We start from the raw sequence: 16,651 nt of genomic DNA, 5'->3' as shown, positions 1-16,651 counted from the left end.
TAAAAGAGACTACAAGGCCAATGCATCACATTGGCCTTTTTATTTGCAATTGCTCTTTACTCCATCCCCTTCCTGAACCGTATTCCCCCTTCCTGAATTTATTTCAGGATCTCGTATAAAAAAAGCAGATACTGATTTAAGACCCTGAAACAAGTTCAGGGCGATGCTAATGCATCGAGTTCAGTACATGGTATTGGGTTTATTAAATCGCGATGTGGTTTATACCATTGGCCCCATCAATAGTTATACTCCAATCGTCGTTATTGAACTGCCCACTCTGCTACTTTGTACATCAATACGTAGTGCCATTTGTTCTTTCAGCTCTGACACATGCGAGATAATACCGATAGTTCTACCGGTTGCCTGTAAATCAATTAAGGTTTGAATGGCAAGTTGCAATGACTCTTGATCAAGAGAGCCAAAACCTTCATCAATAAACAAGGTATCTAATTGAATACCACCTGAGCGCTGCTGCACAACATCGCTTAAGCCTAAAGCTAATGAAAGCGAAGCCATAAATGATTCACCACCAGAAAGTGTAGCAACAGGTCGTGTTTTACCGGTGTAAGCATCATCTATTGCTAAATCTAATCCTGCGGTAACATTACGCTTTTGTGTGCCTTCATCTTGGCGAACAAGTCGATATTGGCCTTTACTCATTATATGCAATCGTTTACTTGCAATAGCCAAAACGGAATCCAGCAAATCTCCTAAGACAAAACGCTCTAGAGAAACTTTTACATTACCTTTGCCTGAAGCTGCGCTGGCTAGGGTGCCAATGACTTCAAACTGCTTTTTATTATCTTCTTGCTCGGCTTCAATACGGGTTACTTTAGTTAACGTATCTTGTAGTTTGCGGTGTTGACTTTGAGCGATTGCCCAAGCTTCTTCAGCTTGTTTATATAGGGTTTGTTGTTCTGTTAAGTGCGCATTGAGTTGCGCTAAATTTGGCTCAACTTTATTCTTTAACTGCTCTGCCAGTACCGATATCCCACTGTTTAAGCCCTGCAAGGTATTATCAAACAATTCAATTTCGCCTGCTATCTGTTCAATTATTTCATTTGGCATTATTGCTTGCTTAAATGCGGCATCATTATCAAATATACTGGCGCTTAAAGCTTGCTGCCAGTTTGTTGTATGTGATTTAAGTCTTTCAGATATTAATATTTTGCTTGCAGTTATTTGCTCAATGGTGGCATCTATAGCACTACTGTCGTTGCTTGCTTTATGGTGGTGTTGCTGAGCATTACGTAGATTAATATCTAGATGTTCAACCTGGGCCTTGTTGTTGGTAATTGCAATTTCGAGCTCTGCCGCGTTTCTATATTGCTCAGGTAGTGCCTGCTCTGCTGTTTGCAACTTTGTCTTTGCTGCAACAGTATTGGCCTGCAATGTAGGAATACTGTGTTCTAGCTCGGTGATATTTTTACTTATTGGAGCTAACTGCTCTTGCATTTCTTGCTGTTTTTGTTGCCATTTAGGCAAGTTGCTTTCTTTCGTTTCTAACTCAAAAATTTGTGTATTCACAACGTTAAGCGCCTCGTTTATCTGCGCCAATGTTTTATCAAAATCTGCACCAAGTTCATTAATTAACTGTTGTTTTTGTTGCTCTAATTGAGCTAGCTCTTGTTTCGTTGCACTTAGCTTTTTATCAGCGTCACTTTGGATTTGATTTAACTTTAGTTGTTCTGCTCTAGCCGTATCTACATGCTCTTTATTGGCGTTCGCCATTTCGGCTGAACTGGTTGCCGGCTGTGGATGTTCAATTGAGCCACAAACAGGACATGGCGCGTCTGCCTGTAGTGTTTGTGCAAGAAGAGCTGCCTGGTTTGAATGCCATAGCATCTCAATATGGTTTGCATTATACGTTGCTTGCGAAAATTGTTGTTTTGCTTGCTCAAATGAGCTCGCTAGCTGGTTAATTTTAACTTGCTGGTTGGCTATGTTTTTATTAAGTAGTTGCAATGCAACTAAACTATTCGATTGTTGCTGCAATTCTTGCTGAATGCGCACCATTTGTGCTTTGCCCTGCAACTCTTGATGCAGGTCATGTATTACCTGTAAGCCTTTTTCACTCCGTTGAGTGTATTGGTTAAATTGCAGTTTTAGTTCACTGTGTTTTGTAACCGAGTATTGCTCTTGCTCTTGGCAATGTTTTGACTGCTGGTATAACTGTTCAAGACCTGCCAAGGTCTGTTTGTAACCTTGCAACTTAGTTCCTTGATTAACCAGGTGATCCCGTTGTTGATATTGGCTTGTTACCGTTTCTAGTTGTTTCGTTGTTTGTGCAAGGTGCAAAGCTAATTGTTGCTGACTTTGCATGGCTAATTGATGTTGCTCAGCATTACTGGTTAAATCAACTTCACTCTGCTTTAGAACATTATATTTAAGCGCAATAAAGCTAGCTTGTTTTGCCAAAGTCAGCTGTTTACGCTTTTGCTCAACAACCTCTTTTTGACTAACATGTTGCGCTAAGCTGTTATGCTTCATCGCTTTACTGGCGAATAATTTCGCTAAACCTTGGGCAGCTTCTACTTTGTTGTTACTATGTTGGCGTTGTTGCTCTACTGCGAGTTTAGCCTTATTTAACTCTTCTTGTTTTGATTCAGCAGCACTCACTGCCGCAATTAAACTTTCTTTACCATCAACGAATACTTCACTGAGTGCTTCATTAATTTGCTCTTTAAAACGAGCATATTCGCGTTCAATATTACCGGCTTTGGTTTTTAACAATTGTTCTATACGCTGGTATATTTCAGTTTGAAACAAGGTTGATAAAATGGCTTGTCGTTCACTGGAATTAGCCAGTAAAAGCTCTCTGAATTTTCCTTGCGGTAATACCATAACTTGTCGAAATTGCTGTGCTGATAAACCAACAATTATTTTTATTTGCTCGTTAGCGTCTTTAACCTTTTTAGTGACTAAAGTTTGTTCTTCATTATCATCAAGTAATTTTACCAAATGAGCTTCAGATTTTTGTTCGGTAAAACCCTCGCCACGTTTGGCTTTGCGTTGCTGTGTTGGGATGCGGGTAATGCGATAATGTTGGCCTCGAATTGAAAACTCCAGGCTTAATTGGGTTAGCGTTTCATCTGCGGCATTGTCACAGCGCACGCTCATGTCTTTTCTGTCTTCATCCGTTGTTTCGCCATACAAGGCGTAACAAACCGCATGTAATATTGATGATTTACCTGCTCCGGTTGGGCCGTCGATTAAGAATAATGGATTATCGCCTAAGTCAGAAAAATCTATGTTCTCGGTCTGAGCGAACGGGCCAAATGCCTGAATAGTTAACTTATGGAGTTTCATTACTCACCCTCCATATTAGCTCGGGCATCGGTAATAGTTGATTGCAATATTGCAATTTGCTCTTTTGATAACTCAGTATTCATTACTTGGCTAAAAAAATCAGTAAATACTTCTTCTTCACTGCGCTGATTTGCGCTAGACAATGTGGTATTTTGGCTTAATTTACTACCACTTTGCAGCTCAAAGTTAGTCCGTTCTATTTGCAATACATTCGGGTATACCGCTCGCAGTCGGCCCATAGGGTCTAAGATCACCTGCGTGTCAGTAAGCTTTGCCAATAAATAATCTTCATTCGCTGTTTCACTGTTACCTAGACTCGCTTGGCCCTTGGCAATTAACTCTTCCAATGTGCCTTCAATAACACGTAAATCATGCCTAGCCGTTAATGGTAAGTGCAGGTGTGACACTAAGCCTTTAGCGTCCATTTCAACCAAAGTCACGCCCTTATTCTGCTTATATTCAGAAAAAGAGTATTTAAGTAATGATCCAGAATATCGAATATGCTGCTCACCTTTGAACTGAGGTGCATGTAAATGACCTAAAGCAACGTAATCAAACTCGGTTAATGGTTGCCACGACACTCTATCGGCTCCGCCTATTGATAAAGGTCTTTCCGAGTCAGATTCACTGGCGCCATCAATAAAGCAATGACTAAGCAACACCGCGGGTTGCTTTGGATAATTAGCCGCCTTGTGAGTTAATATTTTTTTGGCAGCAAAGGTATGGGCTTGATCGTAGGATTTAATTTCTATCCCCTGCTCAGCTGTGTTGAACGCTTCGCGTACTTCCACCGGATCATGATACGGGATGCCGTAAAATGTAACCGGCCCGGTTTCGCTGTTTATCACTATGCCTTGCTCAATATCATTTAAATCAGCGAGGATATGCAAACCAGCCTTTTGCATTTGCTGGGCACCAAAACGTAAGCGCTTGGCACTGTCATGATTACCGCTGATCATAATGATGGGAATAGCTAAAATTTCTATACTTTTAATAAACTGGTTTAAAGCATCAACCGCATCGCTTGGTGGAACTGAGCGATCAAAAATGTCTCCGGATACCACTAAAGCGTCTATTTTGTAATCTTTGGCGTACTGCTTAATTTGTTTTAATACAAACAGTTGATCGTCAAGTAATGAGATGTTTTGAAATAGCCGGCCGATGTGCCAGTCTGAAGTATGGATAAAACGCATTGAGGCCTTAAAGGTATGAGCCAATTATTAGGGTAATCATACTGTATTTTATAATGATAAAAAGGAATTATTTTACCCGAGTTATAGTTAATTCAATATAGCCTTTATTATTTTCATAAAAACTCCAAGCGTCGTTGGCAAAGCAATATAAATATCCGGGATGATTGATAAGTAATGGTCTATTTTTTTGATGATCAGCGAGTTGCAAATATTGATGCGGAATAGCACTGCCATCGTGTTTTACCACTTGTTGATAATCGTTACTATGCTTAAATGTAAAGCCTTTATGGGTTTGTCCGCTGTCGTTTGCTATTGCCCCGATTAAGGCGAACCAAGGTTTATTTTCAACCCGTTTGCTACCAAAAAAATCGGTGGATACATTTTTACTAAACCGTTTAATTAACGATTCAAATTTCCCTAAAAAGCTTGATGTTGCCCGAATTAAATCGCCTGTAGTTCGTTGCTTATTGTGCTCAGTACCAAGCCAGTCGCAACTTTCTACGCCATCTTGCCATTCACCGTACGCATCAAATACATATTCATTACCCTGCTCTAAATACACTGATGTCTTGTTCCAACGACATTTAGCAAATACTTGTATCGTTATACTTTCATTTTTCGCTAATATTTGCGAGGGATAATAAGGCTCATGCTCTATTGGTGATATGCGCTGACGAATAAAGGCGCTATCATGAAAGAGCGAAGAATTGGCTTTAATTAACGCCGGTATATTTCTTGGTCGAGAGCGTAATTTAGAAAATGCTCCCTTAAAAGAGTTATGTAAAACGCCAACAGCACTGTCCGAAATTATCTGCTCAATATCTTGTCGATACTCCAGGCCAAAACCGCTGCTTTGCTGGATCATCCATTTAAGCGCACCGTTTGATAAATCACTGTCTTGATAACCGCCACCTACATCTGAATGTACGCCAGGAAACCATAATTCAATGGCGTCAGAGTGTTCTTCAGCATTGCTCCAACGAGTAACAGTAAAACTGGTACGTTTTTCATCCATAGCCATAGCATGGCGTGCATGTTTAATATGCTCTGCTAATTTAGTGTCATGAAATTGCCAGGTTTCTTTACGATCGAATAAATTTATGATCTCTAAATCATCAGGGATTCCAAGGGCTCCTACCGTATCCCAGACACCTAAGAACGTAATGGGAACAGGTCCTTTATCATGGAAAAACTGCCAATCAGTCTTTGCCCAACTATTTTGTGGGAGCTTGTTCTTATAGCCACTGACAAAAGCTTTATCGACTCTTTGCCAACTTTGCTTAGCTGAAATATCTTTGAGGTTCAATAAACCTTTGCCTAGAAAACCAGCTAAACTCCTTGCTGAAAATGCGCCTCGAGAAAAACCAAATAAGTAAACCTCATCACCTTCAGCGTAATTTAAACCTAACCAGTGATAGGCACTAGAGATATGACTATTGATACCAAACCCAAGGGCCCCGCCCAGCAACTCATCAACAAAACCAATTTCTTCACCGCCAACCCCAGGATGATAAAATACCTTTTGCGTAATCTTCGATTTTGTTGTTGTGACATTTATAGAGTTTTTTAAACGATAAACATTAGTTGGTGTGGTGACGCCATTTTCTTCTTGCTCAGGATTATTCCAAGTACCATCAAAACAAATAATCAATCGCTGCATTTTGCCTCCTTGCCGATATTTATATCAGTGTGAATAAGTATATTTCTTTTAATTAAATTTAGTTGAGTAATTGCCAATTTGCGAACTAAATATCAGCAAATAAATATTTTCAAGAAACCATAAATTAACAACTTATAAACCTTTATTTACTTAGGTCTGCAGCAGTTAATTACGACTTATTACACTTTATTTCTTGCTCTGCTTTTTATTAACCAAACTTTGTTTAAATGTTATTCCCTAAATATTTTGAGGATATTAAAGCCGCAAAACTTTGATCTAGATCAAACTTTACCACCCACAAAACACTATATAGTGTGTCTAACAACAATAAATACCCAATATATAGTTTATGACTTTTAATTGCTTACCACCAACAATAGTGTTTCAAGAGGTGCCAAATGAGATTAGTTTGTGCTTTAGCATTACTGGTTGCCAAGTTGGTTGCAAAGGTTGCCATAGCACGGAGCTTTGGAATAAAAATTTCGGCCAGGCGTTAACAAACACAAATTTTCAACAATGGATTAACAAATACCAAGGGCTAATTTCCACGGTGTTATTTATGGGGGGAGAATGGCAAAAAGAAACTCTTATAGAGAAGCTCATTTTAGCCCAAAACCTGGGACTAAAAACCTGCCTATATACTGGGGAAAATACTGTTAATGATGAAATCAGCAAACATTTAAATTATGTAAAAATTGGAAAATGGGATCCTACTAAGGGCGGATTAAATAGCCCTGACACAAATCAAAAATTCATTGATTTGACCACTGGTAACACTCTAAATCATCTATTTATAAAAAAAGGAATACAACATGTTGCGGCTTAGCGAAGAACAAATTAATAATAAAACAGCTTACATTGAAGAATATTTTGCAGCAAAAAACGCTGCAGATGGATCTAAAATGGATGCCAATGCCAATGTAACACAAAAGAATATTGCTACCTTGGAAGCGGAGTTGCTTAAAGATTGCTATGTGCAAATTAACCGCTCATTGGTAAAAAACAAAATCAGTGAAATTTTTGATGCTGATTTAGCCGCTGAATATCAACGTCAAATTGAAGATCATGAAATTTATGTTCATGACGAGACCAGTATTAAACCGTATTGTACATCAATTAGCATGTACCCATTTTTACTTGATGGTTTAACCAAGCTTGGCGGAGAGTCGAAAGCACCACAACATATAGAATCGTTTTGTGGTTCGTTTGTTAATTTGATTTTTGCCATATCAGCACAGTTTGCAGGGGCTGTCGCCTCGGTAGAGTTTTTAACTTACTTTGATTATTTTGCCCGTAAAGAGTTTGGTGATGACTACCTGGATACTCATAGCAAAGCAATTGAAAACCATTTACAACATGTTGTTTACGCGTTGAATCAACCGGCAGCAGCGCGTGGATATCAGAGCGTATTTTGGAATATTTCAATTTTTGATCAGTTTTACTTTCAATCAATGTTTGAAGATTTTGTTTTCCCTGATTTTTCCAAACCAAGTTGGCAAAGTGTTGATAAACTGCAAAATTTCTTTTTGACCTGGATAAACAGTGAACGCGAAAAAGCGGTTCTCACCTTCCCAGTAATCACTGCAGCCATGCTTACTGAAAATGGTGAGTGTAAAGATAAAGATTTTGCCTATAACTTAGCGAAAGAAAAAGCCATGGGTAATTCATTTTTTATGTATTTATCAGATAGTCCAGATTCCTTAGCATCTTGCTGCCGCTTACGTAACGAAATTACTGATAATACCTTTTCATTTACTTTAGGCGCTGGTGGTGTAGCCACGGGCTCAATAAACGTAATTACGATGAATATGAATCGCTTGGTACAAGATGGACGAGACTTAAAAACCGAGATTGAAAAAATTCAAAAATACCAAGTTGCCTATCGAAAAATAATGGAAGACTACTTGGCCCAAGGCGCTTTAAGTGTTTACGATGCCGGTTTTATTACCTTAGATAAGCAGTTTTTAACCATTGGCATTAATGGTATGGCCGAAGCAGCAGAATATAAAGGTATTACGGTTAGTAACAACCAAGAATACAAAGACTTTGTCAGCAAACATTTGCAGGTAATTTTTAAAGCCAATCAGGATGCTAAAAAGCAATATGGTTATATGTTTAATACTGAATTTGTGCCAGCAGAAAATCTTGGGGTGAAAAACGCTAAATGGGATGCTAAAGACGGTTATCTCACCAAACGTGACTGCTACAACTCATACTTTTATTTGGTTGAAGATGAAAGCAGTAATCATTTAGATAAATTTGTACTGCATGGTAAAGAGATCAATCAATATCTGGATGGCGGCTCTGCCCTGCATCTAAACTTAGACGAAAGCTTGTCAGCCGAGGCTTACGTAAAACTGTTTAATGTAGCGGCTAAAACCGGCTGTAATTATTTTTGTGTGAACGTGAAGATCACCATTTGTAATGAATGCGAACATATTGATAAACGAACTCTGCATTACTGTGACTCTTGTGGCAGTGAAGATGTTGATTATGGCACAAGAGTGATCGGCTATCTAAAACGGGTCTCTTCTTTCTCAAATGACAGGCAAAAAGAACACGGTTTGCGTCATTATCAACGTTTACAAAGCGAGCGCATTTACCAAGAAAAAATGAATCGTCAACAAGTACAAGAGCAGTCTAATTTAGAATTGATTTAGATGCTAAAAAAACAGGGTCAGAGTCAAGTTTTGTGTGAATAACTTGACTCTGCCCCTAGTTTTAGAGAATTCGGTTGATCCGAATTCATTCGGGCGCCATCAGTGTAATACTTATAAAGAAGTGTTACTCTGCCTTATCGTTTCTAAGCTTTTTAAGATTTACTTACTGCCATGCTCGCCAATTTATTTAAACCTACACCACTACTCGATAACGCCACTAAAGATTGGATATTAGACACTTTCGCTTGGGCGTTAAGTGAATTTGACTTAAATGTGTTTAAGCAAGACTCACAGTTGATCTTGCCTATTTATGAATTCTATCCAGGTAAAGTAAACAGCATAGAAGAAATGGCACAATCAGTGTTTGAACACACGTTAAAGTATGCAGGCATGCAGCACTGGCCGATAAAATTGGTTTCACCCAATAAGTATCAGCCAACCGCTATGGCAAAACTAAGTTTTAAAGACGGCATGCGCGGTGCGCAAAGCCAAGTAATAAATACAGATTATAGCGAGCAAAATAATAGTGAAATCCTGGTTAGCTATAATCCGTCTCAAATCAACCAACCACAAGATTTAGTTGCTTCTTTTGCGCAAGCTTTTGCTGCCATTTTGATCGCACAACGTGGTGTGTCGCCACCAGGCGGCGAAGAATTTATGCCGCAAGCAATGGATTTACTCGCTTGTTTTATGGGATTTGGTGTGATGTTTGCCAATACAGCTTATCAATTTAAAGGTGGCTGTGGCAGTTGTTATAACAAATATGCCAATCGTCAGGTTGCTTTACCTGAACAGGAAATGATCTATTGTTTAGCGCTATTTTCTACCTTAAAGAGTATACCTGCAAAGCAAGTAACAACTCATTTAAAGTCACATTTGCGCAGCGACTTTAAAAAAGCGATGAAAGAGCTACAAGGTGAATTAAAACAAAATAGCAATCTAGCTTTAATCTCAGCTAAATTAACTTAAATATCAACGCAGCTAATTTCAAACTGGGGTCAGAGTCAAGTTATTAGGTAATAACTTGACTCTGACCCCAGTGTTTAGGATGTCGATAGGTATCATTTCATCCTAACAAACATGTTGTAGTTTAGGTATTCATGCCTTAACTTTGGGGATAATCACAATTCTATTTAGATTGAACAGCAATGAAATATAAAACTGTCACCTCAGGTAAATATAAAAATATCGCTTTAGTTGCCCACGATAACATGAAGCCCGCCTTGATGAATTGGTGCAATACTCATAAAGATAAACTCAACCAACATAGCTTATACGCAACTGGTACTACCGGCTCTGTTTTAAAAAATAAAGCCGCCTTGGATGTAACTGCATTGATCAGTGGACCACTTGGCGGCGATCAACAAATTGGCGCACTGATCACCGAACAAAAAATAGATATGATGATTTTTTTCTGGGATCCACTAGAAGCACAGCCGCACGATCCTGATGTGAAAGCCCTGCTCCGCCTTGCCGCGGTATGGAATATTCCTGTTGCCTGTAATCAATCGACTGCAGATATGTTGATCACTTCCAGCTTATTTGATCAAGAGTATGAAAAATCTATTCCCGATTATTCGAGTTATTTAGCCGCAAGAACCTGAAACCAGGGTCAGAGTCAAGTTACCTTAAAATAACTTGACTCTGACCCTAGTATTAAATTGAGTCGACGATATCTTTGATAAGTTTCGGGCCTTCGTAAATGAAGCCGGTATACACTTGTACTAAACTTGCCCCTGCGGCTAATTTTTCTTGCGCTGCTTCGGCGCTGTTAATACCACCAACCCCTATGATTGGCATTTTGCCATCAAGCTCTTTCGCTAGCAGTTTGATAACGACAGTACTTTTATCTTGTACAGGTACGCCGCTTAAACCGCCCATTTCACTGCCAAATTCCAGGTTTTCTACGCCTTCACGACTTAACGTTGTGTTTGTTGCGATAACACCATCAATTTCATTCGCTAATAAACATTCGGCAATACCAGCTATTTCTTCAGCGGTTGAATCAGGCGCAATTTTAACGGTTATTGGTACGTATTTACCATGTTTAGCAGCAAGTGCCGTTTGTTCTGCTTTTAACGCGCTTAAAAGGTTATTAAGAGCATCTCCGTACTGTAAATCTCGTAAGCCGGGTGTATTAGGCGATGAAATATTTACCGTAATATAAGTTGCATGCTCATAGACCTTACGCATACAAAAAATATAATCATCCTTGGCATTTTCTTCAGGCGTATCTTTGTTTTTCCCGATGTTAATCCCAAGTACGCCTTTGAAATTAGCTTTTTTTACTTGATTTACTAAATAATCAACACCGTGATTATTAAAGCCCATACGGTTAATAATTGCGTTTGCTTCTGGTAAACGGAAAATTCGCGGCTTAGGGTTACCCGGTTGTGGACGCGGTGTAACCGTACCTATTTCTACAAAGCCAAAGCCCATGGCACCAAAACCATTAATACATTCACCATTTTTATCTAAACCCGCAGCTAACCCAACCGGATTTGGAAATGTTATGCCCATGACTTCTACAGGTTTATTTTTAACCTGGGCACCATACAATCCTTTAAGAGCAAAAGATGCAGGCAGTTTCAGCATGTTAATAGTTAGTTCATGGGCTTGTTCAGCACTAAGTTTGAACAATAAATTACGGGCAATAGAATAAAGCATGATGTCTCAAATTAATAAATTGGTTGATACCAAATGGATGATATAGCTAATTTTTTTAGGCGTGTAAAAAAAGAAACTCCCTTAAAAAAGGGAGTTTATCATTTTTATCTCAAAAATATAATTTTTATACAATAAATTACATTACTGATGAGCAAGCAACATTAATTCACGTAATGCTACTGAGAACTTGGCAAACTCATGAGTTTTCGTGGTTCTAAAATCAGCAAGAATTTGTTGCCAACGCTCAATTGGTTGCGATGATTTTTCCATCCAGGTATCGAACATTTGCTCAATGTCTTTACTGTCAGGGCTTTCTCGCAAAATTACCGAGGTTAACGCACGTTGTTGCCAATCGAGCTCTTCTCTAAATGAGGCGCGTGCTAAAGCTTGCCAATGGTTTTCAACCGGCTGGGCAGTAATTTGATTCAAGAACCAATGCAAATCTAAACGCACACCTATATGGAAATACAATTGCGCTACCAGATCAATTTGTCGTGCATCCTGACAGGCTACTTGCGCAATATCCATGGTTGAGAACAAGGTTGATAATAACGAAATACGCTCGGCAATTTTTGCCGGTACTTTGTCTGCTAACAGTTTATCTTTGGCACTGGTTAACTCTCGAGCTTCTGTATCAATCAAGAATTTTTCCATTTTACTCGCCATCACTTTAAACGCTGGACGATAAAACTCTATTGATTGCTCAATATCAAGCGCCTTATTACGGTGACGTAAGAACCAACGAGTTGTTCTGCGAATAGTACGACGCATTTGAAACAACATTTCTGTTTGAACTTTTGCAGTAATTTTATTATCAAGTGCTTCAATGGCAGACCAAATACTTTCTAATTCGAATATTTCACTCGCCATGGTGTAGCATTTTGCAACTTCAGCAACATCTGCACCTGTTTCTTCACCCATACGATAAACAAAATTAGCTCCCATATAGTTACATAAGTTATTAGCCAAACGGGTGGCAATAATTTCACCGCGCAGAGGATGACTTTGCATCTCTTGTTGGTACTTTTCCTGTAACTGCACAGGGAATGCGTTGATTAACAAAGCACTGATGAACGAATCGTTGGTGATTTCATCAATAACTAATTGCTCTTTCAATACCATTTTTCCGTAAGCCACAAGCACTGAAAGCTCAGGACGAGTTAAACCGCGGTTACTCGACATACGATCGGCAATTTCTTCATCATTTGGAATAAACTCTAAACCACGGTCCAGTTTACCTTCTCGCTCTAAGTGGTGAATGAAACGTGCATGCTCTTTAAGCTTGCCGGCACCGCGCGACTCAGAAATAGAAATGGAATGAGTTTGACGGTAGCAATCTTCTAATACGATATCTTCAACTTCATCAGTCATATCGTAAAGTAAATTATTACGTTGCTTTATGGTTAAGTCGCCATTCGCTACTAATACGTTAAGTAAAATTTTAATGTTTACTTCATTATCAGAACAATCTACACCACCAACATTATCAACAAAGTCGGTATTCATCCGGCCACCGTTGGCAGTATATTCAATACGACCCAGTTGCGTACAACCTAAGTTACCGCCTTCACCAATAACTTTCGCTTGCACTTCATTACCATTTACGCGCAATAAGTCATTAGCACGGTCACCTACTTCCAAGTGACTCTCAGAAGAGCCTTTAATGTAGGTACCAATACCACCATTCCAGAATAAATCGACCTTCATTTTCAATGCAGCTTGAATTAATTCATTAGGCGCCATTGTCGCTTTTTTAGTGCCAAGCATTTTCTTAATTTGCGGAGTAAGCTTAATTGACTTCGCTGAACGTAAGAAAATACCACCACCTGCAGAGATCAAATCCTGATTGTAATCTTCCCAGCTAGAACCTGCTAGATTAAATAAACGCTCACGCTCTGGGTAGGTAGCTTTCGAGTTTGGTGTTGGATCAATAAAAATATGCATGTGGTTAAATGCCACCTGCAAACAAATATGTTTTGATAGCAACATACCATTACCGAATACATCACCTGCCATATCGCCTACAGCTAAACAGGTAAAGTCGGTAGTTTGACAGTTAATATCCATTTCACGGAAATGTCGTTTAACCGACTCCCAAGCGCCCTTCGCAGTAATCCCCATTTTCTTATGGTCATAGCCTACACTGCCACCAGAAGCGAACGCATCTCCTAACCAGAAACCATACTCTTCAGCAATGCCATTTGCAGTATCAGAGAACGTAGCAGTACCTTTATCAGCAGCAACTACCAGGTAGGTATCATCTTCGTCCAATCGAACTACATTTTCAGGATGGACAACTTCACCACCAACAATGTTATCTGTAACATCTAATAAACCACGAATGAAAGTTTTGTAACATTCACGACCAGCTTCAAAGATATCGTTGCGAGTACCGCCTACAGGTAATTGCTTACAGAAGAAACCACCTTTAGCGCCAACAGGAACAATTACCGTGTTTTTAACTTGTTGAGCTTTTACTAAGCCAAGTACTTCAGTACGGAAATCTTCGCGTCGATCTGACCAACGCAGACCACCACGAGCCACTTTACCACCACGTAAATGCACACCTTCTAATTGTGGTGAATAAACAAATATTTCGTATTTAGGTAACGGTTTAGGCATTTCAGGAATAAGTTCAGGCAACATTTTAAATGAAATGTATGACTTGGTATTACCCTGTTCATTATTTTGAAAGTAATTAGTACGTACCGTAGCGTTAATAATTTCTTCATAACGACGAATAATTCTGTCGTCATCAAGGCTAGCTACGTTATCGAGTGAAGTCTCGATAGTTTCAACAACTTTGGCAATAGCTTTGTCATTATTTTTACTTGTTGGAGTAAACTTAAGCTCGAATAATTTAATTAACAATTCAGCAAAGTTAGGGTAACGAGTAAAGGTAGACTCGATATAACTTTGTGAAAACGTGCTACCAATTTGCTGTTGATATTTGGCGTATGCGCGTAAAATTGACACTTCACGACCAGCAAGGCCAGCACCCAAGATTAGACGGTTAAAGCCATCATCTTCCAATTCACCATGCCAAACTTTGGCAAACGCGTCTTGGAATAAAATTTGAACTTGCTCTAGGTTGAATGTTTTATTGCCGGTTAACAGCATTGAAAAGTCTAATATCCAGCACATTTCACCGTCACAGTTACGCACCATGTACGGGCTTTCACCGATAACACGTAAACCAAAGTTTTCCAGCATTGGCAATACGTCAGATAAATGTAATGGCTCACCCTTATGAAATAATTTTAATTTAACAAAGCGCGAATCAGACTTTTCTTCAAGCGGTTGATAAAACAACATTTCAAGTGGTTTTTGTGCCGAAACAGCTTCAAGCTTCTCAATATCAACAATTGCTGTGCCAGGTAAAACTTCGTCTTTGTATGATTGCGGAAAGTTAGCGTATTTACGGCTTAATGATTTGCCTAATACTTCACCTTTGTTTATGTTTAGCGCATCGGCTAACTTGTCATCCCAGCTGCGTGCTGCTTGATTTAGGTTATGTTCAATTTCTTTCACATCAATATCTGCTTTAGTTGAGTCTACTCTGACTATGTAATGTGTTCTTGCTTGTACAGACTCTGAAAAGAAGGTATTAAATTCTACTTCTGCTGAGGTGCCAAACGCTTTTTGTAATATTTCCTGGGTATCAACTCGTAATTTAGTGTTGTAGCGCTCACGAGGCACGTACACCATACAAGAGAAGAATCGATTAAATGCATCACGGCGAACAAACAGTCCTGTTCTGTCGCGTTCTTGCATTTGTAGTACACCTTTAACCGTGTTAATTAATTCGTCTTCTTTTGATTGTAATATTTCATCACGAGGGAATGTTTCTAAAATATTGATCAGGGTTTTATAAGCATGCGAGCCCTTTGCAAAACCAGAATTATCAACCACGCGTTGAACTTTATTACGAATAATTGGTACGTTCAAAGCGCTATTATTATAAAAAGCTGAGCCAAATAAACCAACGAACCTGTCTTCGCCAACAATATTACCTTCTTGATCGAAGCGCTTAATACCAATGTAATCTAAATGCGCAGGACGGTGAACACGTGAACGCGAATTGGTTTTGGTTAATATTAGTAAATTACTACCTAATGCTAACTCTCTTGCAGATTCAGAGTACTTAGAAATTAACCGTTGTTTGGTACCATTTGAGTTGCGTAATAAACCTAAGCTGGTATCAATATTAGCCTCTAAGGCAATATCACCTTTAACTTTTACAACGTCATATGAGCGAAAACCCATAAAGGTAAAGTGATTATCGCAAAGCCAATTTAAGAATTCTTTGCTTTCATTAAATTCAGTTTCATCAATTTGGGCTTTGAAGTTATCTAAGCTTTTAATGCTGTCAGTGAATTTTTCCATTAATGGTTGCCAATCGGTAACGGTTAACAATACATCTTTATAAACTGAATGTAACTCAGCAGTTAGATCGTCTAACTGCGACTGATCAGTTAAACGGTCAATTTCAATAAAAAATACCGTTTCACATATACTGTCTGTTAAATCTTCTCTAGCTGAGGAGATTTGTTCAACCGAGCCGTTATAACCACGAATAATGTTTAATGGGCAATTCAGTATTAAATGTGGGGATAAACCTAGGCGGTTTAAAGCAATTCGGGTTGAATCAACCAAAAATGGCATATCTTTAATAATAACTTCAATTACAGTGTGGCTGGATTTCCAACCATGCTTGGATACTTCAGGGTTTAATACACGAATAAACGCTTCATCGTCTTTTTGAGCGTTTAATGCTTTCCAAAGGCTCAATGTTGCGCCGTAAACGTCGCTGTCATTGCGACCGGCGAGATCATCCTTTGACAGATTACTATAAAGTAAGCTGGTGAACTTTTCTAATAAAGGCGCCGTTTCACTTGGCACCTTATCGTGAATTAATTTTGCAACACTTTTAAAAAGCACAGAAGATTTATTATCTAATGACGCCATATTTGTACCCTCAGATTAAGGCGAAATGTAATTGGTTATTTAAACTTTCAAAGTCAATTTCAACAAGAATTTAGTAAGTATAGTAAATTCTTGAAAATTAAAACCTTAGAATAGTCTATGAGGCGGATTCTATTGTGATTTTTGCTGTTTTGCGAGTACTTTATTAGAGTAAAAATACCAATTTTTATAATATA

Annotated in this window: 9 protein-coding genes; 4 read left to right on the top strand and 5 right to left on the bottom strand. The window is 38.7% G+C overall.

What is annotated here, in order from left to right:
* Positions 1 to 243 precede the first annotated feature (243 nt).
* The 3 genes from RI844_RS01850 to RI844_RS01840 all read right to left on the bottom strand — a co-directional run bounded on the left by RI844_RS01850 (position 244) and on the right by RI844_RS01840 (position 6,162).
* On the bottom strand, positions 244 to 3,309 hold the full coding sequence (locus RI844_RS01850) for an SMC family ATPase (protein WP_348396777.1): 3,066 nt from the start codon (positions 3,307 to 3,309) through the stop codon (positions 244 to 246).
* Entirely contained in the window at positions 3,309 to 4,502 is a 1,194-nt protein-coding gene (locus RI844_RS01845; protein WP_348396776.1) for an exonuclease SbcCD subunit D, read from the bottom strand. Before RI844_RS01845 ends, RI844_RS01850 begins: the two co-directional genes overlap by 1 nt.
* Before the next feature lie 67 nt (positions 4,503 to 4,569).
* Positions 4,570 to 6,162 (bottom strand): DUF2235 domain-containing protein, encoded by a 1,593-nt coding sequence (locus RI844_RS01840; protein ID WP_348396775.1) that lies wholly within the window; start codon positions 6,160 to 6,162, stop codon positions 4,570 to 4,572.
* 349 nt (positions 6,163 to 6,511) lie between these two features.
* Between RI844_RS01840 and nrdG the strand changes: the two genes are divergently transcribed.
* The 4 genes from nrdG (at position 6,512) to RI844_RS01820 (ending at position 10,426) form a co-directional block, all read left to right on the top strand.
* A complete protein-coding gene (nrdG, locus tag RI844_RS01835; RefSeq protein WP_348396774.1) occupies positions 6,512 to 6,988 on the top strand; it encodes an anaerobic ribonucleoside-triphosphate reductase activating protein in 477 nt (158 codons plus the stop codon).
* Positions 6,975 to 8,822, top strand: coding sequence for an anaerobic ribonucleoside-triphosphate reductase (nrdD, locus tag RI844_RS01830; protein ID WP_348396773.1), 1,848 nt, complete (start codon positions 6,975 to 6,977; stop codon positions 8,820 to 8,822). Before nrdG ends, nrdD begins: the two co-directional genes overlap by 14 nt.
* Before the next feature lie 171 nt (positions 8,823 to 8,993).
* The gene (locus tag RI844_RS01825) at positions 8,994 to 9,791 is read left to right on the top strand and encodes a hypothetical protein (RefSeq protein ID WP_348396772.1); all 798 of its coding nucleotides are present in this window, start codon (positions 8,994 to 8,996) and stop codon (positions 9,789 to 9,791) included.
* A 179-nt stretch (positions 9,792 to 9,970) separates the two neighbouring features.
* Positions 9,971 to 10,426 carry a methylglyoxal synthase gene (locus RI844_RS01820; RefSeq protein ID WP_348396771.1) on the top strand — a complete coding sequence of 152 codons (456 nt, stop codon included), beginning with the start codon at positions 9,971 to 9,973 and terminating at the stop codon, positions 10,424 to 10,426.
* 52 nt (positions 10,427 to 10,478) lie between these two features.
* Here RI844_RS01820 and pyrD read toward each other — a convergent pair whose 3' ends face one another.
* Both pyrD and RI844_RS01810 read right to left on the bottom strand, forming a co-directional pair.
* Positions 10,479 to 11,489, bottom strand: coding sequence for a quinone-dependent dihydroorotate dehydrogenase (gene pyrD / locus RI844_RS01815; protein ID WP_348396770.1), 1,011 nt, complete (start codon positions 11,487 to 11,489; stop codon positions 10,479 to 10,481).
* A 141-nt stretch (positions 11,490 to 11,630) separates the two neighbouring features.
* Complete coding sequence (locus tag RI844_RS01810; protein ID WP_348396769.1) at positions 11,631 to 16,457, bottom strand: NAD-glutamate dehydrogenase; 4,827 nt, start codon at positions 16,455 to 16,457, stop codon at positions 11,631 to 11,633.
* Positions 16,458 to 16,651: the final 194 nt, after the last annotated feature.

It is taken from the genome of Thalassotalea fonticola, assembly GCF_032911225.1.
GTDB classification, from domain to species: domain Bacteria; phylum Pseudomonadota; class Gammaproteobacteria; order Enterobacterales; family Alteromonadaceae; genus Thalassotalea_A; species Thalassotalea_A fonticola.
The sequence above is the reverse complement of the archived record's forward strand: the minus strand, read 5'-3'. Positions and strand labels throughout refer to the sequence as shown.